A 25294-nucleotide genomic window follows, 5' to 3' on the forward strand; every position below is an offset into this window, starting at 1 on the left:
GGTTTCTCGGCCTCTTTTCTTGGGCGGTCAGGGGCGGCGTTCCCAGACGGTCTGGAACGGGTGTTCGGCCGCTAGCGCCCCGGCGGCGCGGCCGAGGTCGAAGCCGGGCAGCGCGGCGAAGGCGTCGGCGAGATTGGCGGCACCGGCGGCCTGCACCGGGATCAGCAGCGCCTCGCCCGTGCGGCTGCGCAGCCGCCAATGCGCCTGCCCGTCCAGCCGCAGCAGCCGGATCTGGTCGAGGTCGCGCAGGGCGATTTCACCGCCCAGCGCGCGGGCGCCGAAATAGCGGATCGCGCCCTCTTCGATCTCGACCAGCCCCGGGGCGGCGATCTCTGCCGCAAAGCGGCGCCGGCGCCAGGCGCCCAGGGCCCACAGCGCCGCGGCCAGCATCACCCCGGCCCCCAGCGGCCGAAACAGCAGCCCGCCCAGCGAGAACAGCCAGCCGCCCGCCGCAAAGGTCAGCGCCGCCGCCGCCAGCTCGCGCCACGGGCGCAGCCGGGCGGCAAGCTCGGGGCGGATGAAGGGACGGGTCACAGAGGCCGGCTCATGTCGCGGTGGGGGATGCCGGCGTCGTCGTAGATCGGGCCATAGGCGGTGAAGCCGAGCTTTTCGTAGAACCCCAGCGCATGGGTCTGGGCGCCCAGCCGGGCGGTGGTGACGCCGCGGGCGCGCAGCTCATCCAGCGCCGCGCGCATCAGGGCGGCGCCCGCGCCGGTGCCGCGGCAGTCGGGCAGGATCGCGACGCGGCCGATCTTGCCCTCGGCCCCGTCGATCAGCAGCCGCGCGGTGCCGACCGGGCGGCCGTCGAGCGTTGCCAGCAGATGCACCGCGGTGGCGTCGGCGGCGTCGCATTCCAGATCCTCGGGGACGGATTGCTCTTCGACGAACACCTTGCGGCGGATCGCCAGGCAGGCGGCAAAATCGGTGGTGACGACAATTTTCATGCGAAATACCGGGTCAGGATGGTCTGGTAGATGGATTTCAGTTGGTGGATCTGCGCCACCGGCACCCGTTCATCCACCTGATGCATGAAGGCGCCGACCAGCCCGAATTCCACCACCGGGCAGTGGTCCTTGATGAAGCGCGCATCCGACGTGCCGCCCGAGGTGGACAGCACCGGGGTGCGCCCGGTCTGTTCCGCCACCACTCCCGCGACCAGATCGACGAAGGGGCCGGGCTGGGTGAGGAACGATTCGCCGCTGATGTCGATGTCGAGATCGAAGCGCACGCCGCTGTCCGCCTGCGCCGCCGCCGCGCGCTCGCGCAGCATGGCGGACAGGCTTTTGCCCGTGTGCAGGTCGTTGAAGCGGATGTTCAGCGTCGCGCTGGCCCGTGAAGGGATCACGTTCGTGGCCGGGTTGCCGCAGTCGATGGTGGTCACCTGCAGGCCCGAGGGGTCGAAATGCGCGCTGCCCTGATCCAGCGGCTGCGCCGCCAGCCCGTCGAGCAGCCCGATCAGCGCGTGCAGCGGGTTCAGCGCCCGATGCGGATAGGCGACATGGCCCTGCTTGCCGTGGGCGGTGATCCGTGCGGTCAGGCTGCCGCGGCGGCCGATCTTGATCATCTCGCCCATATGCTCGAGGTTCGAGGGCTCGCCGACGATGCAGACCTGCATCCGCTCACCCGTCTCGCGCATCCAATCGAGGATGGCGGTGGTGCCGTCGCGGGCCGGGCCTTCCTCGTCGCCGGTGATGGTCAGGATCACCGCGCCCTCGGGCGGGGTTTCGGTCACGAAGTCGATGGCGGCAGCGACAAAGGCCGCGACGCCGGATTTCATGTCGGTGGCGCCGCGGCCCCACAGCACCCCGCCCAGCAGCGCGCCGGAAAACGGCGGCTGCGTCCACGCGTCGGGATCGCCCGGCGGCACCACGTCGACATGGCCGTTGAAGCCGAAGCTGCGGGCCGCGCCCTTGGCCCCCCAGCGCGCAAACAGGTTGGGGGTGCCGTTGCGGTCCACGCGGGTGCAGGTGAAGCCCGCCGGTTCCAGCAGCGCGGTCAGCAGCTCCAGCGTGCCGGCATCGTCGGGGGTCACCGAGGGGCAGCGGATCAGGCGGGCGGTCAGTTCGGCAGGGTCGGTCATGGCGGTCTTAAATCCACGGGTGGGCAGAGGGGCGGGCAGAGGCGTGGACTGTGCCAGAACGGGAGGGCGCTGCAAGCCGAAGGCAGGCGCGGTGGCGCGGTCGAAGCGGGGGCCTGCCCCCGCACCCCCGGGATATTTGAGTCACGATGAAAGAGCCGAAGGAGGGCGCGCAATGAAACTGCGTCGTGGCGCATGGTCGCGCAGCATAGTTGCGCTGCAATTGCGAAAGGTCTAAGCCCGGGGCAGTGCCTCGATCCCCGGGAATCCCATCATGCTTGACACTCGCGACCCAGCCCTGACCGCCGAAGCCGCAGGCGCCATCCTGCCCGAGCTTGACGCGCTGCTTGCCCGCGCGACCGAGGCGCTACGGGCGCGGGTCGGCGGCGGCAAGATCGATTCGGCCGCGCTGGAGGACGACCAGCACGCGGCGCACGCGCTGTCCTGGCTGGCGACCTATGTCGAATCGCTGCGGCAGCTGTCGGCCTGGGCCGAGCGGCTGGGCCCTGCCTTCGGCGAGGTCGAGGCGCTGATCCTGCAGATCGGTTTCGGCGAATACCTGACCCAGATCGCCGGCGGCATCCCGATGAGCCAAACCGAGTTCGCCCGGCTGTCCGATCTGGGCGTGGAATGGCAGCCTTCGGATGCCGCCCGCGCCGCGATGGCCGGCAACACCCCCGCCGCCCGCCGCCGGCTGGCCGCGCTGATGCAGGACAACCACGGCCGCGCCACCCTGGGCGCCACCGGGCTGGACGAGGATCTGGAGATGATCCGCGACCAGTTCCGCCGCTATGCCGACGAGCGGGTGATCCCCGAGGCGCATGGCTGGCACCTGCGCGACGAGCTGATTCCCATGGAGATCATTTCCGAGCTGGCCGAGCTGGGCGTGTTCGGCCTGACCATCCCCGAAGAGTTCGGGGGGCTGGGGCTGTCGAAAGCCTCGATGGTGGTGGTCAGCGAAGAGCTGTCGCGCGGCTATATCGGCGTGGGGTCCCTTGGCACCCGCAGCGAGATCGCGGCCGAGCTGATCCTGGTCGGCGGCACCCCCCAGCAGAAGGCGCAGTGGCTGCCCAAGATCGCCAGCGGCGAGATCCTGCCCACCGCCGTGTTCACCGAACCCAACACCGGGTCCGACCTGGGCTCGCTGCGCACCCGCGCCGTGCGTACGGATGAAGGCTGGGAGATCACCGGCAACAAGACCTGGATCACCCACGCCGCACGCACCCATGTGATGACGCTGCTGGCGCGCACCGACCCCGACAGCAGCGACTGGCGCGGGCTGTCGATGTTCCTGGCCGAAAAGACCCCGGGCACCGACGAAGACCCCTTCCCCACCCAAGGCATGACCGGCGGCGAGATCGAGGTGCTGGGCTATCGCGGGATGAAGGAATACGAACTCGGCTTCGACGGCTTCAAGGTCCGGGCCGAGAACCTGCTGGGCGGCCAGCCCGGGCAGGGCTTCAAGCAGCTGATGCAGACCTTCGAATCCGCCCGCATCCAGACCGCGGCGCGGGCGATCGGCGTGGCGCAGGCGGCGCTGGAGCTGGGGCTGCAATATGCGCTGGACCGCAAGCAGTTCGGCAAGGCCCTGATCGCCTTTCCCCGCGTCGCCGACAAGCTGGCGCTGACCGCGGTCGAGATCATGATCGCGCGGCAGCTGACCTATCACTCGGCCTGGCAGAAGGACCACGACAAGCGCTGCGATCTGGAAGCCGGGATGGCCAAGCTGCTGGGCGCGCGGGTGGCTTGGGCCGCGGCCGACAACGCGCTGCAGATCCACGGCGGCAACGGCTTTGCGCTGGAATACGCGATCAGCCGGGTGCTGTGCGACGCGCGCATCCTCAACATCTTCGAGGGCGCGGCCGAAATCCAGGCGCAGGTGATCGCGCGTCGGCTGCTGGGCTGAGGCGCGCGCCCCTGCCCGGGGGCGTTGCGCGAAAGGCACGGGCGCTGCACCGCCGCCCGTGCTCACACGTCGGTGCATGGACTTTGAGCGGCAGCGGTGGCAGTCGATGCCGATGATCGCAACCGAATATTTTTCAGGGAGGCATCCCTTCATGACGTCCGCTTTCCGCGCCGCCGCCGCTGCTGCCGCCCTTGCCGGACTGGCCGCCTGCGCGCCCACTCAACCGGGGTTGCCCCACGACGGCACCGGCTTTGAAGGCGGCGTGCCCTTTGGCACCTATACCATCGTCGGCTTTGGCCAGGAGGCCGTGCCGACCCGCGACGGGCATGTGCGGCTGACGCCGGGCCAGATCACCGGCCAGGGCCCGTGCAACAGCTTCACCGCGATCAACACCCTGCCGCTGCCGCAGATCCACATCTCGCAGATGAACTGGACCGACAACCCTTGCGGCCACAAGGGCTTCGAGGCGCGGTTCTTCGAGGCGCTGACCCAGGCGTCCGAGGCCGAATGGACCGGCGGCGTGCTCAAGCTCAAGAGCCCGCTGGGCTGGATGACGCTGGAGCGTTCGGGGAACTGATCCCCCGCGGTGACCTCAGCGGGCCGTCTGGACGGCCCGCGCCCGCGCCTCGGGCGGCGGGAAGATGCGGTCATAAGCCCAGTTATAGGCATAGCCGTAGACCACATAGAACACCGCGATCGCGGCATCGAACAGGAACGCCTGCCACAGCGTCAGCCCCAGCACCCAGGCGACGAAGGGCAGCAGGATCACCAGCAGCCCGGCCTCGAACAGCAGCGCGTGCAGGGCGCGGATGCGGTGGGTCTTGATGATGCTGCCGCGCCACCGCAGCATGGCGCGGTCAAAGATCAGGTTGAAGACGAAGTTCCAGCCGGTCGCGATCAGCGAGGACACCACCCCCACCACCCCCAGCGCCGCGGGGTCGAAGCCGGTCAGGATGGCGCCGCCGCCGATCAGGAAGATCAGCCCGACCAGTTCGAACAGGATGGCGTGGCGGATACGGTCAAGGGTGTTGCGCATCAGGGGCTCCGTTGTCTGCGGGCCGTCCCGGATGCTGCCCCGATCTGGGTGAAGGTCGTCCTTCAGCCCCCGGATATAGGCCCGCCGCCCGGTTCGGGCAAGGCCAGCACCGCACCGGGGTTCATGATCCCCAGCGGATCCAGCGCCGCCTTGATCGCCCGCATCGCCGCCAGCCGCGCCGGATCGCCCCAGCGCGCCAGATCCGCGGCCTTGAGCCGCCCGACCCCGTGCTCGGCGGAAAACGAGCCGCCGCGGGCGACGACCATTTCATGCACCGCCTCTTGCACGCGCGGGCGCAGGGCGGCGTATTCGGCGCGGTTGCGGCCCGGGGCGGGAAAGACGTTGTAGTGCAGGTTGCCGTCGCCCAGATGGCCGAAGCAGTTCACCCGCATGTCCCCCATTGCCGCCAGCATCGCCCCGGCATCGGCGACGAAGCGGGGGATTTCCGACAGCGGCAGGCTGATGTCGTGTGAGGAAATCGCTCCGATCCGGCGGTTCGCCACCGGCAGATGCTCGCGCAGCGACCAGAACTCTGCCGCCTGCGCCCCCGACTGCGCCAGGATCGCGTCGCTGGCCAGCCCCCGCTCCAGCGCGCGGACCAGCAGCGCCTCGGCCATGGCGGCGGGGTCGCAGCCGCGGGGCAGCGACAGCTCCAGCAGCACCGACCACGGCGCGCCGGGCAGGGGCTGGCGGATTTCGGGTAAGGTTTCCGACAGGAAGGAAAGCCCCTGCCCCGAGATCAGCTCGAACGCAGTGACGCAACCGGCCATGTCCCCCTGCACCAGCGCCAGCAGCCGCAGCGCCGCCGCCGGGTCGGGCACGGCCAGCATCGCCGTCGCCACCGCGTGCGGCGCCGGTGCCAGCCGCAGGCTGGCCGCGGTGATGATGCCCAGCGTGCCCTCGGCCCCGACCAGCAGCTCGCTGATCGCATAGCCGGTGTTGTCCTTGCGCAGCCGCCGCAGGTCGCGCAGCACCGAGCCGTCGGGCAGCACCGCCTCGACCCCCAGGCACAGCGCCCGCGCATTGCCCCAGCGCAGCACCGCGGTGCCGCCGGCGTTTGTGGACAGGATCCCGCCCAGCTGCGCGGTGCCCTGGCTGGCCAGCGTCAGCGGGAACTGGCGGCCGACCGTGCGCGCGGCATCCTGCACCTGCGACAGCGTGGCGCCGGAATCGGCGATCAGCACATCCTCTTCGGGCCAGACGCCGCGGATACCTGCCATGCGTTCCAGCGACAGCACCAGCGGCAGCGGCCCCGCCGGCATGACCGAGCCCGACACCAGCCCGGTGCCGCCCCCGCGCGGCACGATCCCCACCCGCGCCGCCGCGCAGGCACGCACCACCGCCGCCACCTCCTCGACGGAACGCGGCGCGGCCAGCAGCCCGCCCTGCCCCGCATGATAGCCGCGCGGCTCGTCCAGATGCCGAGGCTCGAGCGGGCGCAGCACCCCTTCGGGCAGCATCGCGGCCAGACGCGCATCCGCAGGGTTCAACGCCAAGCTACATGCCTTTCTTCATCACCCAAATATCCCGGGGTCCGGGGCAGCGCCCCGGTCCGACCGCGCCACGCGCCCGCCCTAGCCCGCCCCGGTCCGCCCGCGCCGGTCGTGGCGCAGGTTGGAATACAGCACATGATTGCGCCAGCGGCCATTGATCTGCAGATACGCCTGCGCCACGCCCTCGTACTTGAAGCCGGATTTTTCCAGCACCCCGCGGCTGGCGGCGTTTTCGGGCAGGCAGGCGGCCTCAATCCGCGACAGGTCCATGGGGCCGAAGGCATGGGCGACGACCGCGCCGATCGCCTCGCGCATATAGCCCTGGCGGGCAAAGGGGGCGCCGATCCAGTAGCCCAGCGTGCCGACCTGCGCCGGGCCGCGGCGGATGCCGTCCAGCGTGATCGCCCCCAGCAGCACCCCGTCGCGGCGGATCAGGAACAGCGGCAGCGAGGTGCCGTTGCGGCTGGACCGCGCCGCCCAATAGACCCGGTTGCTGAACGAGCGCCGGGTCAGGTGGTCGGCGTGCCAGATCGGTTCCCACGGGGTCAGGAATGCGCGGCTTTCGGCGCGCAGGCTGGTCCAAGCGGTGAAATCCGCGTGCGCGGGCAGGCGCAGCACCATGCGTTCGGTTTCCAGCCGGGGCGCATGGCGGCGCCAGAACATCACGCCGCCAGCCGCCTTGCCAGATCCTCGCGCGCGGGCGCGGCCTTGACGGGGCCGTAAAGCGCCAGCGCCGGGCGGGCGCGCGCGATGATGCGCTGCGCGTGGTCGCGCACATCGGCGGCGGTCACCGCGTCGATGCGGGCCGCGACCTCGGCGGCATCGGGCACGCGGCCCCAGATGGTCAGCGCCCGGGCCATGCGCTCGGCCTGCCCCGAGGGGCTTTCCAGCCCCATCAGCAGCCCGGCCTTGAGCTGCGCCTTGGCGCGCGCGACCTCGGATTCCGCCAGATCCTCGGCCGAGCGGCGGATCTCGTCGATGGTCAGATGCGACAGCTCGGCCAGCTGCTCGCCCGAGGTGCCGGCGTAGATCGTCACCATGCCGGTGTCGTCGTGGAACCCCGATTGCGCAAAGATCGAATAGCACAGCCCGCGTTCCTCGCGGATCTTCTGGAACAGGCGCGAGGACATGCCGCCCCCCAGCGCCGCGGTCCAGATCTGCGCGGCGTAGAAATCCGGGTCCAGATAGCCCGGCCCCTCGAAGGCCAGCGCGAAATGCGCCTGTTCCAGCCGCTTGACGCGGCGCGCCTCGGCCCCTTGCCAGACCGCACCCTGCCGGGCCACGCCCGCCAGCGCCGGCAGACGGCCGAAGATCTGTTCGGCCTGGCGCACCAGCGCGTCGTGATCGACTGCGCCGGCGGCGGCCACGATCATCTGCCCGGGGCCGTAATGTTCCGCGACAAAGCGCGACAGGTCATCGCGCGAGAACCCGGAAACCCGCTCGGCCGGGCCCAGGATGGTGCGGCCCAGGGGCTGGTCGGGATAGGCGGCCTCTTGCAGCCAGTCGAAGATCACGTCGTCGGGCGTGTCCAGCGCCTGCCCGATTTCCTGCAGGATCACCCCGCGCTCGACCTCGATCTCGCGCTGGTCGAAGACCGGGTTCAGCACGATGTCGCCGATCACGTCCAGCGCCAGCGCCACGTCCCCCGACAGCACCCGCGCGTAATAGGCGGTCACGTCGCGCGAGGTATAGGCGTTGATATAGCCGCCCACATCCTCGATTGCCTCGGCGATCTGCAGGGCGCTGCGGCGCGCGGTGCCCTTGAAGGCCATGTGTTCCAGGAAATGCGCAATGCCGTTCTGTTCGGGGCGCTCGTCCCGGCCGCCGGCGTTCACCCAGACGCCGACCGATGCCGAATGCAGCCCCGGCATGTGGCGCGAGGCGACGCGCAGCCCGTTGGGGAAGGTGGTGATCTGGATATCGCTCAAGCCGTTCTCCGTTCAAGGATCAGGGACTTAAGCGCCGCGTTGTCGTTTTCAACCCGGGACAGCCGCTCGGGCAGGTCGAACAGCCGCGCCATATGCGGCGGCAGGTCCGGGCGCAGGCCGACGGCCTGCTCCACCGCATCGGGGAACTTGGCGGGATGGGCGGTCGCCAGCGTGATCATCGGCACGCCGGGGCGGCGTTGTTCGTCCGCGACCTTGATGCCGACGGCGCTGTGCGGGCAGACGACCTGCCCGGTTTCGGCGCGGACGCGGGCAATGGTGGCCAGCGTTTCCGTTTCCGACACGCGGCCGGAATCGTAGATCTCGCGCAGGTGCTGCAACGCGCCCTGGCTGATGGCGAAACCGCCGGATTTCAGCTCTTCCATGAGCGCCGAGACCGCCGCCCCGTCGCCGCCATAGGCAAAAAACAGCGCGCGTTCAAAGTTCGAGCTGACCTGGATATCCATGCTGGGCGAGATCGAGGGCTCGACCCGGCCGACCCGGTACTCGCCAGTCCGCAGCGCGCGGTCCAGAATGTCGTTCTGATTGGTCGCGATCACCAGCCGCTCGACCGGCAGCCCCATCGCCCGCGCGACAGAGCCTGCGAATATGTCGCCGAAATTGCCGGTCGGCACGGTGAAGCTGACCGGGCGATGCGGCGCGCCCAGCGACACGGCGCTGGTGAAGTAATACACCACCTGCGCCAGCACCCGCGCCCAGTTGATCGAGTTCACGCCCGCCAGCCCCACCTGATCGCGGAAGGCGTGGTCGTTGAACAGATCCTTCAGCCGCGCCTGCGCGTCGTCGAAGGTGCCGTCGATGGCCAGCGCGTGCACATTGGCGTCGTCGGGGGTGGTCATCTGCCGGCGCTGAACCTCGCTGACCCGGCCGTGGGGATAGAGGATGAACACGTCGACGTTGGGCAGGCCGCGGAACGCCTCGATCGCGGCCGAGCCGGTATCGCCCGAGGTCGCGCCCAGGATGGTGATGCGCCGCCCCTCGCGCGACAGCGCGATCTGGAACAGCTGCCCGATCAGCTGCATCGCGAAATCCTTGAACGCCAGCGTCGGGCCGTGGAACAGCTCCAGCAGGAAATGCCCCGGCGCCAGCTGCACCAGGGGCGCGCGGGCGGCGTGGCCGAAACCCTGATAGGCGCGGCGGATCGCCTCGCGCAGCTCGGCTTCGGAAAAGCTTTCCGCAACGAAGGGCTGGGTGATGCGGAAGGCGGCTTCCTCGAAGCTGATCCCTTCCAGCGCGGCGATCTCGGCATGGGACAGCTGCGGGACGGTTTCCGGGACATACAGCCCGCCGTCGCGGGCGAGCCCGGTCATCATCGCCTCGGCAAAGGGCAGAACGGGCGCCTGCCCGCGGGTCGAGATATAGCGCATCGCCTTCCCCTCAGTTCGTCTGCTGCCGGATACGCCAGGCCAGCGCGATTGTCATCACCAGGCAGATGATCGCAAAGGAAAACCACTGGATCGCATAGGACAGGTGGTTGTTGGGGATATGCGAGATGTCCAGCGGCATCGCCATCACCCCCTGTGCGTCGCCCTGAACGGCAGCGGCCACGACCAGCACGGGTCCGGTTCCCAGATGCGCGGCCATGCGCGGCACCTCGCGCGCGAACCAGATGCCGGCGGACAGGTCGGGCTCGGGCGTCTTGCTGCCCTTTTCCTCGGGCCAGTGCAGGTTGCCGGCCACGGTCAGCGCCACCGGCGGGCGCGGCGTCCGGCGGTCGTCCTGGGTGATGAAGCCGCGGTCGACCATGATCCGGCGCCCGTCCTCGGTCTGAAAACCCGAGATCACGTTGTAGCCGCCGCCCAGATCATGGCTGCCCGACAGCACCAGGATTTCGTCGCCGGTGGTCCGGCCCGACACCACCACTGGCAGGTATTTCATCGACGGGTCGATGGCTGCGGGCAGCGCCACCGGAGGCTGCTCGATTCCGCGCTGGATGGCGGCAAGCTCGCCCGCCTTCCACTCCATCCGCCGCAGCTGCCAGAACCCCAGCGAGGCGAGGATCGCGGTCACGACCAGCCCGGCAACCAGTAGCGGCAGCAGCCGACGCAGCATCAGCGCGTCCTTTCGACCAGCGGGGCAGAGGCCCCTGAAACAGGAAAAACGCGCGGGACCTGCCCGCGCGTTTCATCGGATGGAGGGGCGATCAGCGGCCCCAGACGTAGATCGCGGCGAACAGGAACAGCCAGACCACATCGACGAAGTGCCAGTACCAGGCGGCGGCCTCGAACCCGACATGCTGGGTCTGGGTCATATGGCCGCGGATCATCCGCACCATGCAGACGAACAGGAAGATCGTCCCGATGATGACGTGGAACCCGTGAAAGCCGGTCGCCATGAAGAACACGCCGCCATAGACGGTATCGTCCAGGCCAAAGGCCGCATGGCTGTATTCATAGGCCTGCAGGGCGGTAAAGGCGACGCCCAGGAACACCGCGACGGCCAGCCCGCGAATCGCGGTCTTGCGGTCGTTGTCATGCGCGATCGCGTGGTGCGCCCAGGTGACGGCGACGCCCGACAGCAGCAGGATCAGGGTGTTGATCAGCGGCAGGTGCCAGGGGTCGAAGGTCACGATCCCCTCGGGCGGCCAGACGCCGTCGACGATCGGGCTCATCTCCCCCATGGGATAGAGCGCGTTCTTGAAGAACGCCCAGAACCACGCGACGAAGAACATCACCTCGGAGATGATGAACAGGATGATACCGTAGCGCAGGCCGATCTGCACCACCGGGGTGTGGTCGCCGGTGTTGCCCTCGTTGGCAACGTCGTTCCACCAGCCGAACATGGTGTAGAACACGGTCAGCACGCCCAGCGCGAACAGCGCCCAGTCCGGCAGGCCCAGCACCGTCATTCCGTGCATCCAGAAGACGCCGCCGACGAACATGACGAACGCGCCGATGGCCCCGATGAACGGCCAGATGGACGGCGGAAGAATGTGATAATCGTGGTTCTTGGCGTGGGCCATGGTCTCTCTCGCGTCGACTGGATCAGTTCAGGGCGGTGGCTGCGGACGCGCCGGTGTCGGCCCGCGCCGATTTCTGCGTGTCCATATGGAAGAAGGTGTAGCTCAGCGTGATGTCGCGGATACGGCCGGCGTCGCGGTCGTCCAGCATGTCGGGGTTGACGAAGAAGGTCAGCGGCATCTCGATCCGCTCGCCGGGGGCCAGCTCCTGCTCGGTAAAGCAGAAGCAGTCGATCTTTTCGAAGAAATACCCGGCGTCCGAGGGCGAGACGTTATAGGTCGAGCGCCCGACCAGCGTCTGGTCCGAGTTGTTGACCGCCTCGTAATAGGCCATGGCGGTTTCGCCCAGCCGCACCGTCATCTCGGTCTGCATGGGGCGGAAGCTCCAGTCCAGGTCCGGCATCACGTTGGCGTCGAAGCGCACGCGGATGGTCTGGTCCAGCACCCGGTCGGATTCCTGGGTGGCGATCTGGGTGGTGCCGGCAAAGCCGGTGACCTGGCAGAACCAGCGGTAGAACGGCACCGCGGCCCAGGCGGCGGCGCCCATGAACACCACCACCGCGATCAGCCGCCAGACGACGCGGGCATTGGCGTTGTCGCGCCTATTGCTCATGGCTGCCCCCCCTCTACGGCCGGGGTCGAGCGCGCCTGCGGCAGCGCCGAGGCCGGGGTGCCGGGTGCCGCCACCGGGTTGGCCGAGGGCGCGACCGCGGCGGCCGGCGGCAGCGAGGGCGGGCGGTGGTCGAAGCCCTGCATCAGGTCGCCCTGCTTGATCTTGACCACCGACAGGCCGAACACCAGCGCCACGAACAGGGCCAGCACCAGCGCCAGCCCGATGTTGCGGCCGCTGCGGCGGCGGTGCAGCTCATGTTCCGGGTGCAGTGCCATCACGCCCAGCCTCCGATCGTGGCCTGCACCGCCAGCGCGCCGAAATGCGCGGCCAGATAGTACAGCGACAGGCGGAAGAAGGATTTCTCGACCGCGTAGGAATCTTCATGTGCCTGTTCCTCAGTCCGGCGCAGGATCCGCCAGCCGCCCAGGATGAACAGGGCGTTGAACACCAGCGCCACCGCCAGATACAGCGGCCCGCCGATCGAGGTCAGCCCCAGCGCCACCGCAAAGGGCGCCAGCACCAGCGTATAGGCAAAGATGTGCTTGCGCGTCGCGGGCCGCCCGTGGGTCACGGTCAGCATCGGCACGCCGGCCTTGTGGTAATCTTCCTTCATGAACAGCGCCAGCGCCCAGAAATGCGGCGGCGTCCAGAAGAAGGTCAGCGAGAACATCAGCAGCGATTCAACCGAGATGCCGCCGGTGGCGCAGGCCCAGCCGATCATCGGCGGGAACGCTCCGGCCGCGCCGCCGATCACGATGTTCTGCGGCGTCGAGCGCTTGAGCCACATCGTATAGACGACGGCATAGAAAAAGATGGTAAAGGCCAGGAACGCCGCGGCAAACCAGTTTGCCGCCAGCCCCAGCATCAGCACCGCAAGCCCCGACAGGAACAGCCCCAGCCCCAGCGCGTCGCCCTCGGTCAGCCGGCCGGCGGGGATCGGGCGCTTGGCTGTCCGGGTCATGACCCGGTCGATGTCGGCGTCGTACCACATGTTCAGCGCGCCCGAGGCACCGCCCCCCAGCGCGATGAACAGGATGCAGCAGAACCCGATGAAGGGGTTGACCGGCACCGGCGCCACATACAGCCCGACAAAGGCGGTAAAGACGACCAGCGACATGACCCGCGGCTTGAGCAGCGCCACATAGTCGCCGAACCCGGCCTCTCCGCCCAGACCCTGGGCGGCCCGGTCATATGAGTGGATGTCCGCCACGCCGGCTTATTCCGCCTGCGCCAGCCGCACCGGGGCGGCGGGCAGGTAGTCCGAGGCATCGGCCGCGAACTCGGTCTTGGCGCCTGCCATCCAGGCGTCGTATTTCTCCTGGCTGACCGCCTTGACCACGATGGGCATGTAAGCGTGGTTGATGCCGCACAGTTCCGAGCACTGGCCGAAATACACGCCCTCTTTGTCGACCGAGAACCACAGCTGCGCGATGCGGCCCGGCACGGCGTCCTGTTTCACGGCAAAGGCCGGAACCGTCCAGCTGTGGATCACGTCCGAGGCGGTGACCTGCACCAGCACGGTCGCGCCCACCGGCACCACCACGGCGTTGTCGGTGGCCAGCAGATATTCGTCGTCGGCATAGCCGTTGTCGGCCAGTTCCTCGCGCGCCAGCATCAGCGCGTCAAAGGCGATGCCGTCGTTGGGATATTCATAGGACCAGTACCACTGCCGGCCGATCGCCTTGATGACCAGATCCGGGTCCGAGGGCATTTCCTGCGACCGGAACAGCGCCGGCAGCGAAAAGATCCCGACGGTCAGCAGGATCAGCACCGGAACCACCGTCCACACCACCTCGACCGGGGTGTTGTGGGTGAAGCGGGCCGGAACCGGGTTCGCGCGGCGATTGAAGCGGACGATGCAGAACAGCAGCAGCAGGCAGACCAGCACCGTCACGAAGGTGATGATGTACAGCACGAACTGGTCCAGCCACTGCTGGTCGACGGCCAGCGGGCTCGACGCCGGCTGGAACCCGATGCCGCCCGGTTCGGGCTTGCCGATCACCGGCAGATCGCCCAGCACGTCCTGCGCCATGGCAGACCCGGCGGTGGCCAGAGTCATGCCGACCAACCCCGCTGCTGCCAGCCCCGCCGCCATGCGGCCCCTTGCCCCGTTCGCCATTCGTCGAATCCCGTTCCTGTCGCCCCTCGTGCCCCGACTCATGAAAAAGCTGACGCACGCCATTGTCTGTCGAGACATATTGTCACAACCACATATACCGCAACAGGACAAGCCTCTACCGTAACAGCACCTCCCTCGGTATCGACTCGGGGGCGAAATGGGCTTACTTCGCTGGATCCATGACTGACCGTTTCGCGCCCTTCGAACAGCTGATCGACCCCGATCGCGCCCTTTCCATCCTGCGCGAGGCCACCGCCGGCGCCGAGGACGGCGAGATCTTCCTGGAACGGGTCCGTGGCGAAAGCCTGGTTTTCGACGACGGCAGGCTGAGAAACGCGGGGTTCGAGGCCGCGCAGGGCTTTGGCCTGCGCGCCGTGCGCGGCGAGGTCACCGGCTACGGCCATTCCACCGACATCAGCGAAACCAGCCTGCGCGAGGCCGCGGCGATGGCGCGGCTGGCGGTGGGCAATGGCGGCGGCGTCATGGCCGCAGCGCCCGCCGGGCCGGGGGCGCAGCTTTATCGCGGCGAGGATCCGGTCGAGGGAATCGGCTTTGGCGCCCGCATCGCGACCTTGCGCGACATTGACAGCTTTGCGCGCGACCTGGACCCGCGGGTGGTGCAGGTCACCGCCTCGATGGCCTCGTCCCTGCAAGAGGTGGCGATCCTGCGCCCCGAAGGCGGCATCTTCACCGACATCCGCCCGATGGTGCGGCTGAACGTGTCGGTGATCGTGGAATCGAACGCAAGGCGCGAGACCGGCACCGCCGGCGGCGGCGGCCGCTTCGGCCTGTCGGCGCTGATGCAGCCCGACCACTGGCAGGGGCTGGTGCGCGAGGCGCTGCGCATCGCCCATGTCAACCTGCGCTCGGTCCCGGCCCCCGCCGGGGTGATGGACGTGGTGCTGGGTCCGGGCTGGCCCGGCATCCTGCTGCACGAGGCGGTGGGCCACGGCCTCGAGGGGGATTTCAACCGCAAGAAGGCCTCGGCCTTTTCCGGGCTGATGGGACAGCGCATCGCCGCGCCCGGGCTGACGGTGGTGGACGACGGCACCCTGCAAGACCGCCGCGGCTCGATCTCGGTCGATGACGAGGGCACGCCGCCCGCCCGCAACGTGCTGATCGAGGACGGGATTCTGGTCGGTTATCTGCAGGACCGCCAGAACGCCCGGCTGATGGGCGTGGCCCCCACCGGCAACGGCCGCCGGCAAAGCTTTGCCCATGCGCCGATGCCGCGGATGACCAACACCATGATGGACCCGGGGCAGGACGATCCGGCCGCGATCCTTTCGGGGCTCAAGGACGGCATCTATGCGGTCGGCTTCGGCGGCGGGCAGGTGGACATCACCAACGGCAAGTTCGTGTTTTCCTGCACCGAAGCCTATCGCGTGAAGAACGGCGAGGTGGGCGAGCCGATTCGCGGCGCCACGCTGATCGGCGACGGCGCCACCGCGCTGCGCCAGATCCGCGCGGTCGGCAACGACCTGGCGCTGGACCCCGGCGTCGGCAACTGCGGCAAGCAGGGCCAGTGGGTGCCGGTGGGCGTGGGCCAGCCGACGCTGCTGATCGGCGGGCTGACCGTGGGCGGTTCGGCCGCCTGACTTTTCGGGCCGCGGTAACCACTAATTAACCATTACCGTGGCATGAAGTCCCTGCGGATGAGGCAGGGACCGGCAGTGAACCCAGGCACGTTTTCTTTCGACACCCCCCACCCTACCCCGAGGGAAGACGACCTGACGGTGCTTCGCCTCATCCGCTCTCGCCGCGTGGGGCCGGCGACCTTCCACCGGCTGATCGCGGAACATGGCAGCGCCGCGGCGGCGCTGGACGCGCTGCCGGGCATCGCCGCCGCGGCCGGGATCAAGGGATACGAGCCCTGTCCGCCCGGGGTGGCCCGCGCCGAGCTGGCGGCAGGCGCACGCGTGGGCGCACGGCTGATTCGGATCGGCGACGCCGATTACCCGCCGCTGCTGGCGACGATCTCCGACGCCCCGCCGGTGCTGTGGCTGCGCGGCCGGGTCGAGGCGCTGCATCGCCCCGCGGTCGCGGTGGTGGGGGCGCGCAACGCCTCCTCCCTGGGGCTGCGGATGGCGCGGCTTCTGGCGGCGGGGCTGGCCGAAGCCGGGCTGGTGGTCGCGGCCGGGCTGGCGCGCGGCATCGACACCGCCGCGCATCAGTCGAGCTGCGCCCGGGGCACCATCGCGGTGATGGCCGGCGGTATCGACGTGATCTACCCGGCGGAAAACCGGGCGCTGGCCGACCGCATCTGCGACTCGGGCTGCCTGCTGACCGAGCAGCCACCGGGGGTCGAGCCGGTGGCGCGGCATTTCCCCGCCCGCAACCGCATCGTGTCGGGGATTTCCGCGGCGGTGGTGGTGATCGAGGCCGCCTGCCGCTCGGGCAGCCTGATCACCGCGCGGCTGGCGGGCGAGCAAGGGCGCGAGGTGATGGCGGTGCCCGGCCACCCGCTGGACGCCCGCGCCTCAGGCTGCAACACCCTGATCCGCGACGGCGCGGTGCTGGTGCGCAATGTCGAGGACGTGCTGGCGCTGATTCGGCCACTGTCGCTGCCGGGGCTTGACGGGTGCGCGGCGGATTCAGGGGCCGAGAGCGCCAAGCCCGCGCAGGCTTCCAGGACAGCCGCGTCGCGATCCGCCGCCAGCGCGGCAGGCGAAGAGCCCGCCGCTGCGGGCGATCAACAACCCTCTTCCCGCCGCGTAGACGTCACATACCCGCACCGCGGGGGGCAATACGATGCCCCTGCCGCCGTGCAGAATGCTCAAGCGGTACCGTCGGGATGTGGACCGGAGGCAATTGCCCCCGCAGGCTCCGGCCAGCTTTCCAGCGGGCGAGATCCGCACCCACACGCGCGGTCCGCCGCCGCTGAAACTGCGCTCTACGGCGACGGGCACCCGCCATATCCGCACCCGCACGTGCGGCCCGCCGCATCGCCGGTGTCCTCACCGGCGTTCGGGGCCAGCCGGGATTCCACCCCGCCCCCCACGGAACTGCGCAGGCGGCTGCTGCACCTGCTCGGCCCCTCGCCCACCGACGAGGACAGCCTGATCCGCGACCTCGGCATCGCCCCGGCCCGGCTGGCGCCGACGCTGCTCGATCTGGAACTCGACGGCACCATCACCCGCCTGCCCGGCGGCCGGATCGCCCTGGCCTGATCGACGGTCCGGCCGGGAAAGGGCACCGCCGCCACGGGATTCCCCGCTGTGCTGCGGCACCGACAGCATGAGCTGCACCCGGTACAGTATCGCGGTATGGCGGAGCGACGAGTCTGGCTGGTTGCGTCCGGGAGGTGCCGGAGAGATCGGCAAGGGAGCGTTTCACAGTGGCTGACAGCGGGAGAGACAGCGCCAGCAGAACGACCTGTCGCGCCATGATCTTTGAGAAGGCGCGTATCAACCCGCACCATGCAGCGGTCTGGGCGGGGATTGGTTCGCAGAAGCGTACCGCCCAGCCAACACCCTATCTATCGCGGACATGCAGCCGGAAGCGCGCACCCCACCGCGACGAAGACCGCATGAGGCTGGATACGAGAAAGCCATTCCTCCGCCACTCGAAGGCACCTATCAACTCGCGGCTCCTGTCAGTTCACGGTTCTTGGCTGACCGCTGACCGCTGACCGCTGACCGCTGACCGCTGACCGCTGACCGCTGACCGCTGACCGCTGACCGCTGACCGCTGACCGCTGACCGCTGACCGCTGACCGCTGACCGCTGACCGCTGACCGCTGACCGCTGACCGCTGACCGCTGACCGCTGACCGCTGACCGCTGACCGCTGACCGCTGACCGCTGACCGCTGACCGTCTCTGCACTCGGGGGAAGCGTCAAGTGATCGCCGGAGGGATATTTGCGGGAGCAGCGGGAAGCTGCACGGACGACAAACGCCCGCGCCGGCCGCAGTTAATTGCTCACGACGCATGCCCATCCGCGCAACTTCAGGCTCAAATCTGACCGGCCGCAGCTCGGCGATCTCTGGCAAAAATGTCCGTAGGGCCGCCGCCACGGATAGAGACAGGCCTATGCGGCCATCCAGACCTCTTTTTTCAACCGCCCATCCGCACGACTTGGGACACAAATCCGCGGGCCACAGCCCCAGCAGCCCCTGGTGAAATATCCGCGGGCCGTCGCGACGGATCGAGGCCGGCCTATATGGCCATGCAGACCTCTTTTTTTCCCGGCTCCGCTTTCCGCCTCGGCCACAGATCGCCGCCCCCTCCCTCTACCTCTCACCCCCATCACGCGGATTCCGCCGGGGGCTGGGTGCTACCCAGCGTGGCAGCGATGTCCAGCGACACCGGCCGGAACGGGTCCGGGGTGTCGAGGTCGCTCAGGGGCAGGCCGTCTGGCGGCGGGCCAGCGGACGGTCCGACGGTGGCGCGCGAGGATTCGGGGGGCGCATCGGGGGTCGGCAGCAGGCGCAGCGCGTGCCGGCCGGCCATCTCGCCCAGTTTTCCGCGAAACAGCACTTGGCCGACGGCGGTCTCCAGCGTGGCTGCGCCGAGGACGTCGGGGGGCAGTGTGATCACGTCGCCGGGCGACAGCGCCGCCAGCTCCCGCAGCGAGATCCGGCGGCGGCAGAGCACCCCCAGCAGCTCGATCGGGGCGCTGTGGATCGCCTCGGCCAGCGACGGCGCGTCGGTGCAGTTGCCTTGCGCCGGGGGATCACCGCCGTCGCAGCCCGCCTGGGCAGGGTCCGCGGGCCAGGCAATCACCAGCCGGCCGCTTCTTTGTCCCGCTTCGCCGGCGCGCAGCGCGACCGACAGCAGATGGAACGCCCCGTCCTCGAGCAGCAGATCCAGCGTCCGCAGATCGTCCAGATGGCTGGCGTAGCGATAGCCCCGCAGACGGTCGCGGCCGGGGGGAAATCCGGGCTCGACGCCAAGCTCGGCCAGGGTCGCATTGATGAAATCGGTGCAGATGCTGCCGTCGGTGCGGGTCGGGCGGCGCGGCGGCGCCGGGCGCGAGGAGACGCGTCCGGCCGTCTGCATCTCGGTGACCGCGGCCAGCAGCTCGGGGCAGAGCGCCACCACCCCCAGCGAATCGCCCGGCCCCTCGATCAGCGAGACCAGCCCGCCTTCGGGCAGAAGCTCGCCCAGCTCGGCCAGTGCCGCCTGGCTCCACTCGATACGGTCGAAGAACAGCGGCAGCCGGTGGACCCGGTCGGCGGCCCGGCCGATGGCGCCGGCAACAGCCCGTTCCGGCGAGCGCGCCTGCGCGCCCCGCGCCGGCGATGCGCCCGGCGGGGCCGCAAGCCCGCCCCGGCGCCGCGCCGTGGCCGCCACGACATGGCGCCACAGCACCGAGCCGCCGGCTGGCACCCCGTCTTCAGTCTGTGTTGCGCCCTGCATTCCCTGTCCGAATCACTGGTTACGTCCGGCGAGAATTGCAGAAAACCCTTAAGCCCCGGTTACCGGCTCAGACCGCCAGCCCTTCGCGGCCGGCAAGATCGGTAAAGAACTGCCAGGCGACGCGGCCCGAGCGGGCGCCGCGGGTGGCCTGCCACTCGATCGCCTCGGCCCGCAGGCGGTCGGGGTCGATCTCGAGCCCATAGGCGGCGCAATAGCCGTCGATCATCGCCAGATATTCGTCCTGCCCGCAGGCGTGGAACCCCAGCCACAGCCCGAATCGGTCGGAGAGCGAGACCTTTTCCTCGATCGCCTCGCCCGGGTGGATGGCGGTGGCGCGCTCGTTGTCGATCATGTCGCGGGGCATCAGGTGACGGCGGTTCGAGGTCGCATACAGCACGACATTCGGCGGCCGCCCCGCCAGCCCGCCGTCCAGCACGGCCTTGAGCGATTTGTACTGCGCGTCGTCGCTGGAAAACGACAGGTCGTCGGCGAACAGCACGAAGCGGCGGTCGCTGTCGCCCAGGATCGCCAGCAGCCGACCGACGGAATCGAGGTCGTCGCGAGAGATCTCGACCAGAACCAGCGGCAGGCCACGGGCCACCGCCTCGGCATGCACGGCCTTGACAAGGCTGGATTTTCCCATCCCCCGCGCACCCCACAGCAGCGCATTGTTGGCGGCATGGCCGCGCGCGAACTGCAGCGTGTTGGCCAGCAAGGTGTCGCGGGCGCGGTCGATGCCGACCAGCTGGTCCAGCGGCACCCGGGCGACGCGGCGGACAGGCTCCAGCCGGTCGGGGGCGGTGTGCCAGACATAGGCCTCGGCCTCGGCAAAGCTCGGCGCGGGCGCGGGGGGCGGCGACAGCCGGTCCAGCGCGTCCGCGATGCGCGTCAGCGCGGCATCAGTCATCGTCAACCCAAAGTCCCTCGGCGCGCAGCTCGGCTTCGCGCTTCGTCTCGATCCGTTTCACCAGCTGGATGGCGATCTCGTAAAGCGAATAGATCACCGTGAACAGCACGATCTGGCTGATCACGTCGGGGGGGGTGACCATCGCGGCCAGCACCAGGATCAGCACGACCGCATAGCGCCGCATGGAGGCCAGCCCGGCCGCGGACACCAGCCCGGCCTTGCCCATCAGGGTCAGCGCCACCGGCAGCTGGAACGACATCCCGAAGGCGAGGATGAACTTGGTAGTCAGCGACAGATATTCCGCGATCGAGCCCTGGAACACGATGCCCGCCATCTTCGGCTCGGTCACCACCGGGGTGGCCGGGTCGTCGGGCAGGACCAGCGGCCCGCTCTGGAAGCCCAGGAAGAAGTCGAAGGCCCAGGGCAGGATGATGAAATAGGCAAAGCTGGCGCCCAGCAGGAACATGACGGGCGAGGCGATCAGGAACGGCAGGAACGCCTGTTTTTCCGACCGATAGAGCCCCGGCGCGATGAAGCTCCACAGCTGGTAGGCGATCACCGGAAAGGCGAGGATGAAGCCGCCGAACATGGCGATATGCATGGCCAGGAAGAAGCCTTCCTGCACCTTGAGCATGATCAGCCCGCATTCCTGCCCACGCCGCGCCAGCGCGCCGCAGATCGGATGGGTCAGCACGTTGAAGACCGGCTGCCAGACGAAATAGCACAGGATCGCAGCGGCAACGAAGGCCAGCACCGACCAGATCAGCCGCGAGCGCAGTTCGGCCAGATGCTCGATCAGCGGGGCCGAGGATTCGTCGATGTCGTCAGGGCGTTTGGACAAGCCTCAGCTCCGGTCGCTGCGGCGCACGGCGTGCAGCCGGCGGGTCCCCGGTTCGGGGGTATCGTGAACAGGTGCAGGCGCGGCGGGCGCAAGCGACGGGGCGGCGGCGGTCTCTGCCGGCGCGGATGTGGATGCAGGGGCCGGGCTGGCCGGCGCCGCACTGGCGGCAGCGCTTGCGGCGGGGGCAGCGGGGGTCGCGCCTGCCGGGGGCCGTGGCGCGGCAGGGTCGGGCTGCGCCTTGCCGCCGTTGCGCACCGGTTGCATCGGATCCCATTTCTCGAACTTCTCGGCCGCGCGGCCAAGGGCATCGACGCCCATCGAGCGTGGGCTGGTCAGGTTCTTGATGTCGCGCAGGTCCTTGGTGGCCTCATCCAGCCCCGAGGCCTTGGCGGCATCCTCCATCGCCGAGGTGAACTCGCGCGCCATGCCGCGGGCGCGGGCCATGATCCGGCCCAGCGAATGGAACATCACCGGCAGATCCTTGGGGCCGATGACGATCAGCGCGACCACCCCGATCAGCAGAAGCTCGGTCCAGCCGACATCCAGCATATTTCAACCCCTTCCGCGCGCCGTGCGCGCGCCCGCATTACGGGCGGTTGCTGTCGGTCGGAGTCACGTCGCGCATCGCCTGGGTCCGGGCAGCCTTCGCCGCCTCGGCCTCGGCCTGAATGCGGTCGGCCTCGGCCCGGGCACGGGCGGCGGCGGCGTCCAGGTCGTCGGCAGTGCGCTCGGCCGCGATGGCGGCGCGGTCGGTGGCGGCATCGGCGGTGCGCTCGACCTCGTCGGCGCCCTCGCGCACGCCTTTCTTGAAGGCGGTGATCCCCTTGCCGACCTCGCCCATCAGGGACGAGACCTTGCCCCGGCCGAACAGAACCAGGACGACGATGGCGATCAACAGAAGCGCCATGGGTGAAGGTGCGTGCATCGTCTTTCTCCGTAGTCGGGCGTTTTTGACCCGCGCGGCGAACGGCCGCCTCTCGCATATAAGGATATGCGCGCGGGTCCGAAAGTCCTTTCACGATCACGACACCCGCAGCAGGCGGGTGCAGCGACTGGCAGCAGGACGCGGCAATCCCCAAATGCAGGGAAACCGCAAGGAGCGCGCATGAGCATCGACCCTGCAAGACTGGCCTATCTGACCCTGCTGCTGCTGGCACTGGGGGCGTTCGTGGTGGTCGAGTTCCGCCGCGACGCCGGCTCGACCCTGCGGGCGGTGCTGGCCTGGGGGCTGATCTTCCTGGCGGCGATCGGCGCGGCGGGGCTGTGGCAGGACATCAGCCGCGACGTCATGCCCCGGCAGGCGATGCTGGACCCGACGCGAATCGAGGTGCCGCTGGGCCCCGACGGGCATTTCCATCTGACGGCCGAGCTGAACGGGGCGCCGGTGCGGTTCATCGTGGACACCGGCGCCTCGGCGCTGGCGCTGTCGCCGCGCGATGCCCGCCGCGCCGGGATCGACCTGGAACGATTGGTCTATGCCGGGCAGGCCCGCACCGCCAACGGCATCGTGCCCACCGCAACGGTGCGGCTGGACCGCGTGGCGATCGGCGACATCCTTGACGAAAACGTGCCTGCCATGGTGATCCAGGCCGACATCGACCGCTCGCTGATGGGCATGGACTATCTGCGCCGCTTTGCCCGGGTCAGCTTCGAGGGCGATTCGATGATCCTGGAACGCTGAGCGCGCCGCGCCGCAGGACCGGGGCGCTGCCCCGGACCCCGGGGTATTTTCACCAGAAAGAAGAGACTGGCCGCCCGGCGGCGTGAAGCTTTCATCTGGCCCCGAATATCCCCCGGCTTGCGAGCGCCCGGAATACAATCCAGTGGATTGTATTCCGCGAACAAGGGCACGGTAGTGGCCCGGGGGCTGGCCTCCGGACCGCCGGCGACGCAATCGCAACGCGGCCGGTTCAGCGCTTGCGTTCCCAGCGCCCCCCGGCTTCGGACCAGTATTCGGCGCCGACGCCAGCGCCGGTCAGCGCCCGCCACTGGTCGCGGGCGCGTTCCAGCGCGGGCGGGTCGTTGCCGTCGAAGACGATGCAGACGCGCTGCGCGGCCGCGCATTCCTCGGGCGCTACTGCCGCGCCGTCCAGCGCGATCAGGCACTCGGCCGCCGCCGCGCCGCCGTGGCCCTCACCCACCACGGTCAGCAGCACCGGCTGCGCCGCGTCATGCGGCCCGCCCGCCATGCCGTGGGGCAGGAACCCCTCGGCCAGCCACAGCTCGTCGTCCAGCCGCGCCATGCGGGCGCGGTCGCTGCCGCGCAGTTCCACCCGCCAGCCGGCCTGCAGCGACTTGCCCAGCAGCAAGGGCACCAGCCGCGCCGCGGGCGAGCGGGTCAGGTGATAGAACAGCGCGTTGCCCATGGCGCGGTTGTCCTCAGGCTTCGAAGCGGTCGCGCACCAGCCGGTCCAGCGTCAGCACCCCCCAGCCGGTCGCGCCCTTGGGGGCCAGCGTGGTTTCCTTGGGCGGCAGCGCCACGCCGGCGATGTCGATATGCGCCCAGGGCGTGCCCTTGCGGATGAAGCGCTGCAGGAACTGCGCCGCGGTGATCGAGCCCGCCGGGCGGCCGCCCGAGTTCTTGATATCGGCCAGCCGCGACTTGATCAGCTCGTCATAGGCGGGGGCGAGCGGCATCCGCCAGATCCCCTCGCCCTCGGCCTCGGCGGCCTTGGCCAGCTCGCCCGCCAGCGCATCGTCGTTGCAGAACAGCCCGGCCTTTTCGTGGCCCAGCGCCACGATGATGGCGCCGGTCAGCGTGGCGAGGTTGACCACCGCCGCGGGCTGGAAACGCTCTTGCGCGTACCAGAGGATGTCGGCCAGCACCATCCGCCCCTCGGCGTCGGTGTTCACCACCTCGATCATGTCGCCCTTCATCGAGCGCACGATGTCGCCCGGCCGCTGCGCGCGGGCGTCGGGCATGTTCTCGACCAGCCCGACCACGCCGACGACATTAGCCCGCGCCCGGCGCAGCGCCAGCGTGCGCATGACGCCGGCGACGACGCCCGCGCCGCCCATGTCCATGGTCATCTCTTCCATGCCCTGCGCGGGCTTGATGGAGATGCCGCCCGTGTCGAAGACCACGCCCTTGCCGACCAGCGCCAGCGGCGCGGCGTCACCCCCGCCCTGCCAGCGCATCACCACCACCTTGGAGGGGCTTTCCGAGCCCTGCCCCACCGCCAGCAGCGCCCGCATCCCCAGCCGGGAAAGCTCGTCCTCGTCCAGCACCTCGACCTCGAGCCCCAGCTCGCGCATCGCCAGCAGCCGGTCGGCAAAATCGCTGGTGGTCAGCACGTTGGCGGGTTCATTGATCAGGTCGCGGGTGAAGAACACGCCCTCGGCCAGCGCGGCGCCGTCCTGGGCGGCGCGGGCGGCCGATTCGGGGTCGCTGCACAGCACGGTGACGCGGGCCTTGCCGGGCTGAGGAGTCACCTCGGCCTTCCCAACCGCCGCAGGCTCTGCGGGCTGGCCCGAGGCGTCGTTCAGCCGCGCATCGGGGGCTGCCCCATGGGTCACCGCCTGCGGCGGCTCGGCGGGGACATCGCCGCCGGCTTCCGCCTCGCCTTCGCTCGCGGGCGAGGTCTTGTAGGTCGAGAAATCATAGCCGCGCAGCGCGATGCCCAGCGTCAGCTCGGCGATGCGCGGATGTCCGCTGCACAGCACCGTCACCTCGGCCTTGCCCATGCGGGCACCGACCGCGGCCCCGGCCTTGCGCGCCGTCGCCACATCGGCACGGCGCGGCAGGCGCAGCAGCTGCACCGCATCCGCCGCCAGCCCCGCCGGAAAGGCGATCTCGAGCGCGCCACCGGGCTTGACCTCGCCCCACTGCTTCGAGCCGAGCGCGCGGGCCAGGCTCTTGCGGGCCGCGGGCGGCAGGCCCTTGGGCAGCTGGTCACGCTCGCCGATCAGCAGGACCAGGCGGCCCTCGCAGGCGGCCAGATCGGCATCGGCCTCGGGCATGAAACGGATTTCGACGGGGTGGTTCATCGCGGGCTGGCCTTCGTCGGTGGAAAACAGCCCGACCGTAGCGGCGCCC

Annotated in this window: 25 protein-coding genes and 3 pseudogenes; 5 read left to right on the top strand and 23 right to left on the bottom strand. The window is 69.6% G+C overall.

What is annotated here, in order from left to right; all coding sequences use genetic code 11:
• Positions 1–27 precede the first annotated feature (27 nt).
• The 3 genes from RSP45_RS07210 to dapE are packed head-to-tail and all read right to left on the bottom strand — an operon-like array spanning position 28 to position 2080.
• Positions 28–534, bottom strand: coding sequence for a hypothetical protein (locus RSP45_RS07210; RefSeq protein WP_415393808.1), 507 nt, complete (start codon positions 532–534; stop codon positions 28–30).
• On the bottom strand, positions 531–944 hold the full coding sequence (locus RSP45_RS07215; RefSeq protein WP_415393809.1) for a GNAT family N-acetyltransferase: 414 nt from the start codon (positions 942–944) through the stop codon (positions 531–533). Before RSP45_RS07215 ends, RSP45_RS07210 begins: the two co-directional genes overlap by 4 nt.
• A complete protein-coding gene (dapE, locus tag RSP45_RS07220; RefSeq protein ID WP_415393810.1) occupies positions 941–2080 on the bottom strand; it encodes a succinyl-diaminopimelate desuccinylase in 1140 nt (379 codons plus the stop codon). The genes RSP45_RS07215 and dapE overlap by 4 nt, the downstream gene beginning before the upstream one ends.
• A gap of 271 nt (positions 2081–2351) precedes the next feature.
• Between dapE and RSP45_RS07225 the strand changes: the two genes are divergently transcribed.
• The gene (locus RSP45_RS07225) at positions 2352–3983 is read left to right on the top strand and encodes an acyl-CoA dehydrogenase family protein (RefSeq protein WP_415393811.1); all 1632 of its coding nucleotides are present in this window, start codon (positions 2352–2354) and stop codon (positions 3981–3983) included.
• A gap of 151 nt (positions 3984–4134) precedes the next feature.
• The gene (locus tag RSP45_RS07230; protein WP_415393812.1) at positions 4135–4560 is read left to right on the top strand and encodes an META domain-containing protein; all 426 of its coding nucleotides are present in this window, start codon (positions 4135–4137) and stop codon (positions 4558–4560) included.
• Between the two features lie 15 nt (positions 4561–4575).
• Here RSP45_RS07230 and RSP45_RS07235 read toward each other — a convergent pair whose 3' ends face one another.
• The 11 genes from RSP45_RS07235 to coxB form a co-directional block, all read right to left on the bottom strand.
• On the bottom strand, positions 4576–5019 hold the full coding sequence (locus RSP45_RS07235; RefSeq protein WP_415393813.1) for a PACE efflux transporter: 444 nt from the start codon (positions 5017–5019) through the stop codon (positions 4576–4578).
• Between the two features lie 62 nt (positions 5020–5081).
• The gene (locus RSP45_RS07240; RefSeq protein ID WP_415394014.1) at positions 5082–6479 is read right to left on the bottom strand and encodes an FAD-binding oxidoreductase; all 1398 of its coding nucleotides are present in this window, start codon (positions 6477–6479) and stop codon (positions 5082–5084) included.
• Positions 6480–6593: 114 nt separating this feature from the next.
• Positions 6594–7175: a GNAT family N-acetyltransferase gene (locus RSP45_RS07245; RefSeq protein WP_073060894.1), complete on the bottom strand. Its 582-nt coding sequence runs from the start codon at positions 7173–7175 to the stop codon at positions 6594–6596.
• Positions 7175–8383 carry a M16 family metallopeptidase gene (locus RSP45_RS07250; protein ID WP_415394015.1) on the bottom strand — a complete coding sequence of 403 codons (1209 nt, stop codon included), beginning with the start codon at positions 8381–8383 and terminating at the stop codon, positions 7175–7177. Before RSP45_RS07250 ends, RSP45_RS07245 begins: the two co-directional genes overlap by 1 nt.
• A gap of 53 nt (positions 8384–8436) precedes the next feature.
• Positions 8437–9825, bottom strand: coding sequence for a threonine synthase (gene thrC, locus RSP45_RS07255; RefSeq protein ID WP_415393814.1), 1389 nt, complete (start codon positions 9823–9825; stop codon positions 8437–8439).
• A gap of 10 nt (positions 9826–9835) precedes the next feature.
• Entirely contained in the window at positions 9836–10510 is a 675-nt protein-coding gene (locus RSP45_RS07260) for an SURF1 family protein (RefSeq protein WP_415393815.1), read from the bottom strand.
• 91 nt (positions 10511–10601) lie between these two features.
• Complete coding sequence (locus tag RSP45_RS07265) at positions 10602–11420, bottom strand: cytochrome c oxidase subunit 3 (RefSeq protein WP_415393816.1); 819 nt, start codon at positions 11418–11420, stop codon at positions 10602–10604.
• A gap of 22 nt (positions 11421–11442) precedes the next feature.
• Positions 11443–12030 (bottom strand): cytochrome c oxidase assembly protein, encoded by a 588-nt coding sequence (locus RSP45_RS07270; protein ID WP_415393817.1) that lies wholly within the window; start codon positions 12028–12030, stop codon positions 11443–11445.
• Positions 12027–12305, bottom strand: a complete 279-nt coding sequence (locus RSP45_RS07275; RefSeq protein WP_415393818.1) for a hypothetical protein — start codon at positions 12303–12305, stop codon at positions 12027–12029. The genes RSP45_RS07270 and RSP45_RS07275 overlap by 4 nt, the downstream gene beginning before the upstream one ends.
• Positions 12305–13240: a heme o synthase gene (gene cyoE, locus RSP45_RS07280; protein WP_415393819.1), complete on the bottom strand. Its 936-nt coding sequence runs from the start codon at positions 13238–13240 to the stop codon at positions 12305–12307. The genes RSP45_RS07275 and cyoE overlap by 1 nt, the downstream gene beginning before the upstream one ends.
• 6 nt (positions 13241–13246) lie before the next feature.
• Positions 13247–14125: a cytochrome c oxidase subunit II gene (gene coxB / locus RSP45_RS07285; protein ID WP_415394016.1), complete on the bottom strand. Its 879-nt coding sequence runs from the start codon at positions 14123–14125 to the stop codon at positions 13247–13249.
• Positions 14126–14328: 203 nt separating this feature from the next.
• Here coxB and tldD point away from each other — a divergent pair, with 203 nt between their 5' ends.
• Positions 14329–15747: a metalloprotease TldD gene (gene tldD, locus RSP45_RS07290; RefSeq protein ID WP_415393820.1), complete on the top strand. Its 1419-nt coding sequence runs from the start codon at positions 14329–14331 to the stop codon at positions 15745–15747.
• A 138-nt stretch (positions 15748–15885) separates the two neighbouring features.
• Positions 15886–17319, top strand: a complete 1434-nt coding sequence (dprA, locus tag RSP45_RS07295; protein WP_415393821.1) for a DNA-processing protein DprA — start codon at positions 15886–15888, stop codon at positions 17317–17319.
• 425 nt (positions 17320–17744) lie between these two features.
• On the opposite strand, the pseudogene RSP45_RS07300 reads toward dprA, so the two are convergent.
• The 7 genes and pseudogenes from RSP45_RS07300 to tatA form a co-directional block, all read right to left on the bottom strand.
• Positions 17745–17906 (bottom strand): annotated as a pseudogene (locus RSP45_RS07300) (hypothetical protein); the annotation flags it as partial.
• Positions 17833–18087 (bottom strand): annotated as a pseudogene (locus RSP45_RS07305) (hypothetical protein); the annotation flags it as partial. The pseudogenes RSP45_RS07305 and RSP45_RS07300, both read right to left, overlap by 74 nt.
• Positions 18088–18397: 310 nt before the next feature.
• Positions 18398–19510 carry a FliM/FliN family flagellar motor switch protein gene (locus tag RSP45_RS07310; protein ID WP_415393822.1) on the bottom strand — a complete coding sequence of 371 codons (1113 nt, stop codon included), beginning with the start codon at positions 19508–19510 and terminating at the stop codon, positions 18398–18400.
• 67 nt (positions 19511–19577) lie between these two features.
• Positions 19578–20417: an ATP-binding protein gene (locus RSP45_RS07315; RefSeq protein ID WP_415394017.1), complete on the bottom strand. Its 840-nt coding sequence runs from the start codon at positions 20415–20417 to the stop codon at positions 19578–19580.
• Positions 20410–21258 carry a twin-arginine translocase subunit TatC gene (tatC, locus tag RSP45_RS07320; protein WP_415393823.1) on the bottom strand — a complete coding sequence of 283 codons (849 nt, stop codon included), beginning with the start codon at positions 21256–21258 and terminating at the stop codon, positions 20410–20412. The genes RSP45_RS07315 and tatC overlap by 8 nt, the downstream gene beginning before the upstream one ends.
• A 3-nt stretch (positions 21259–21261) precedes the next feature.
• Entirely contained in the window at positions 21262–21807 is a 546-nt protein-coding gene (gene tatB / locus RSP45_RS07325; RefSeq protein ID WP_415393824.1) for a Sec-independent protein translocase protein TatB, read from the bottom strand.
• A gap of 220 nt (positions 21808–22027) precedes the next feature.
• Positions 22028–22183 (bottom strand): annotated as a pseudogene (gene tatA / locus RSP45_RS07330) (twin-arginine translocase TatA/TatE family subunit); the annotation flags it as partial.
• 180 nt (positions 22184–22363) lie between these two features.
• Between tatA and RSP45_RS07335 the strand changes: the two are divergent.
• Positions 22364–22939 (top strand): TIGR02281 family clan AA aspartic protease, encoded by a 576-nt coding sequence (locus RSP45_RS07335; RefSeq protein WP_073060943.1) that lies wholly within the window; start codon positions 22364–22366, stop codon positions 22937–22939.
• Positions 22940–23168: 229 nt separating this feature from the next.
• Here the strand turns inward: RSP45_RS07335 and RSP45_RS07340 are convergent, their stop codons facing one another.
• Together RSP45_RS07340 and RSP45_RS07345 are read right to left on the bottom strand one after the other, a co-directional pair.
• Complete coding sequence (locus RSP45_RS07340; RefSeq protein ID WP_415393825.1) at positions 23169–23624, bottom strand: DNA polymerase III subunit chi; 456 nt, start codon at positions 23622–23624, stop codon at positions 23169–23171.
• A gap of 13 nt (positions 23625–23637) precedes the next feature.
• Positions 23638–25245 (bottom strand): leucyl aminopeptidase, encoded by a 1608-nt coding sequence (locus RSP45_RS07345; protein ID WP_415394018.1) that lies wholly within the window; start codon positions 25243–25245, stop codon positions 23638–23640.
• Between the last annotated feature and the right edge of the window lie 49 nt (positions 25246–25294).

The sequence above is a fragment of the Paracoccus sp. SJTW-4 genome (genome assembly GCF_047716885.1).
GTDB lineage: Bacteria > Pseudomonadota > Alphaproteobacteria > Rhodobacterales > Rhodobacteraceae > Paracoccus > Paracoccus solventivorans.

Excerpts from the sequence above, each read along its gene's own strand:
- RSP45_RS07335 (WP_073060943.1), top strand. The coding sequence starts at position 22,364 with ATGAGCATCGACCCTGCAAGACTGGCCTATCTGACCCTGCTGCTGCTG.
- RSP45_RS07250 (WP_415394015.1), bottom strand. The coding sequence starts at position 8,383 with ATGCCGGGGCTGCATTCGGCATCGGTCGGCGTCTGGGTGAACGCCGGC.
- dapE (WP_415393810.1), bottom strand. The coding sequence starts at position 2,080 with ATGACCGACCCTGCCGAACTGACCGCCCGCCTGATCCGCTGCCCCTCG.
- RSP45_RS07265 (WP_415393816.1), bottom strand. The coding sequence starts at position 11,420 with ATGGCCCACGCCAAGAACCACGATTATCACATTCTTCCGCCGTCCATC.
- tatB (WP_415393824.1), bottom strand. The coding sequence starts at position 21,807 with ATGCTGGATGTCGGCTGGACCGAGCTTCTGCTGATCGGGGTGGTCGCG.
- RSP45_RS07315 (WP_415394017.1), bottom strand. The coding sequence starts at position 20,417 with ATGACTGATGCCGCGCTGACGCGCATCGCGGACGCGCTGGACCGGCTG.
- coxB (WP_415394016.1), bottom strand. The coding sequence starts at position 14,125 with ATGGCGGCGGGGCTGGCAGCAGCGGGGTTGGTCGGCATGACTCTGGCC.
- RSP45_RS07230 (WP_415393812.1), top strand. The coding sequence starts at position 4,135 with ATGACGTCCGCTTTCCGCGCCGCCGCCGCTGCTGCCGCCCTTGCCGGA.
- tldD (WP_415393820.1), top strand. The coding sequence starts at position 14,329 with ATGACTGACCGTTTCGCGCCCTTCGAACAGCTGATCGACCCCGATCGC.
- RSP45_RS07275 (WP_415393818.1), bottom strand. The coding sequence starts at position 12,305 with ATGGCACTGCACCCGGAACATGAGCTGCACCGCCGCCGCAGCGGCCGC.
- RSP45_RS07245 (WP_073060894.1), bottom strand. The coding sequence starts at position 7,175 with ATGTTCTGGCGCCGCCATGCGCCCCGGCTGGAAACCGAACGCATGGTG.
- RSP45_RS07260 (WP_415393815.1), bottom strand. The coding sequence starts at position 10,510 with ATGCTGCGTCGGCTGCTGCCGCTACTGGTTGCCGGGCTGGTCGTGACC.
- RSP45_RS07215 (WP_415393809.1), bottom strand. The coding sequence starts at position 944 with ATGAAAATTGTCGTCACCACCGATTTTGCCGCCTGCCTGGCGATCCGC.
- RSP45_RS07310 (WP_415393822.1), bottom strand. The coding sequence starts at position 19,510 with ATGCAGGGCGCAACACAGACTGAAGACGGGGTGCCAGCCGGCGGCTCG.
- RSP45_RS07240 (WP_415394014.1), bottom strand. The coding sequence starts at position 6,479 with ATGCTGCCCGAAGGGGTGCTGCGCCCGCTCGAGCCTCGGCATCTGGAC.
- RSP45_RS07270 (WP_415393817.1), bottom strand. The coding sequence starts at position 12,030 with ATGAGCAATAGGCGCGACAACGCCAATGCCCGCGTCGTCTGGCGGCTG.
- RSP45_RS07340 (WP_415393825.1), bottom strand. The coding sequence starts at position 23,624 with ATGGGCAACGCGCTGTTCTATCACCTGACCCGCTCGCCCGCGGCGCGG.
- thrC (WP_415393814.1), bottom strand. The coding sequence starts at position 9,825 with ATGCGCTATATCTCGACCCGCGGGCAGGCGCCCGTTCTGCCCTTTGCC.
- RSP45_RS07345 (WP_415394018.1), bottom strand. The coding sequence starts at position 25,245 with ATGAACCACCCCGTCGAAATCCGTTTCATGCCCGAGGCCGATGCCGAT.
- RSP45_RS07225 (WP_415393811.1), top strand. The coding sequence starts at position 2,352 with ATGCTTGACACTCGCGACCCAGCCCTGACCGCCGAAGCCGCAGGCGCC.
- RSP45_RS07235 (WP_415393813.1), bottom strand. The coding sequence starts at position 5,019 with ATGCGCAACACCCTTGACCGTATCCGCCACGCCATCCTGTTCGAACTG.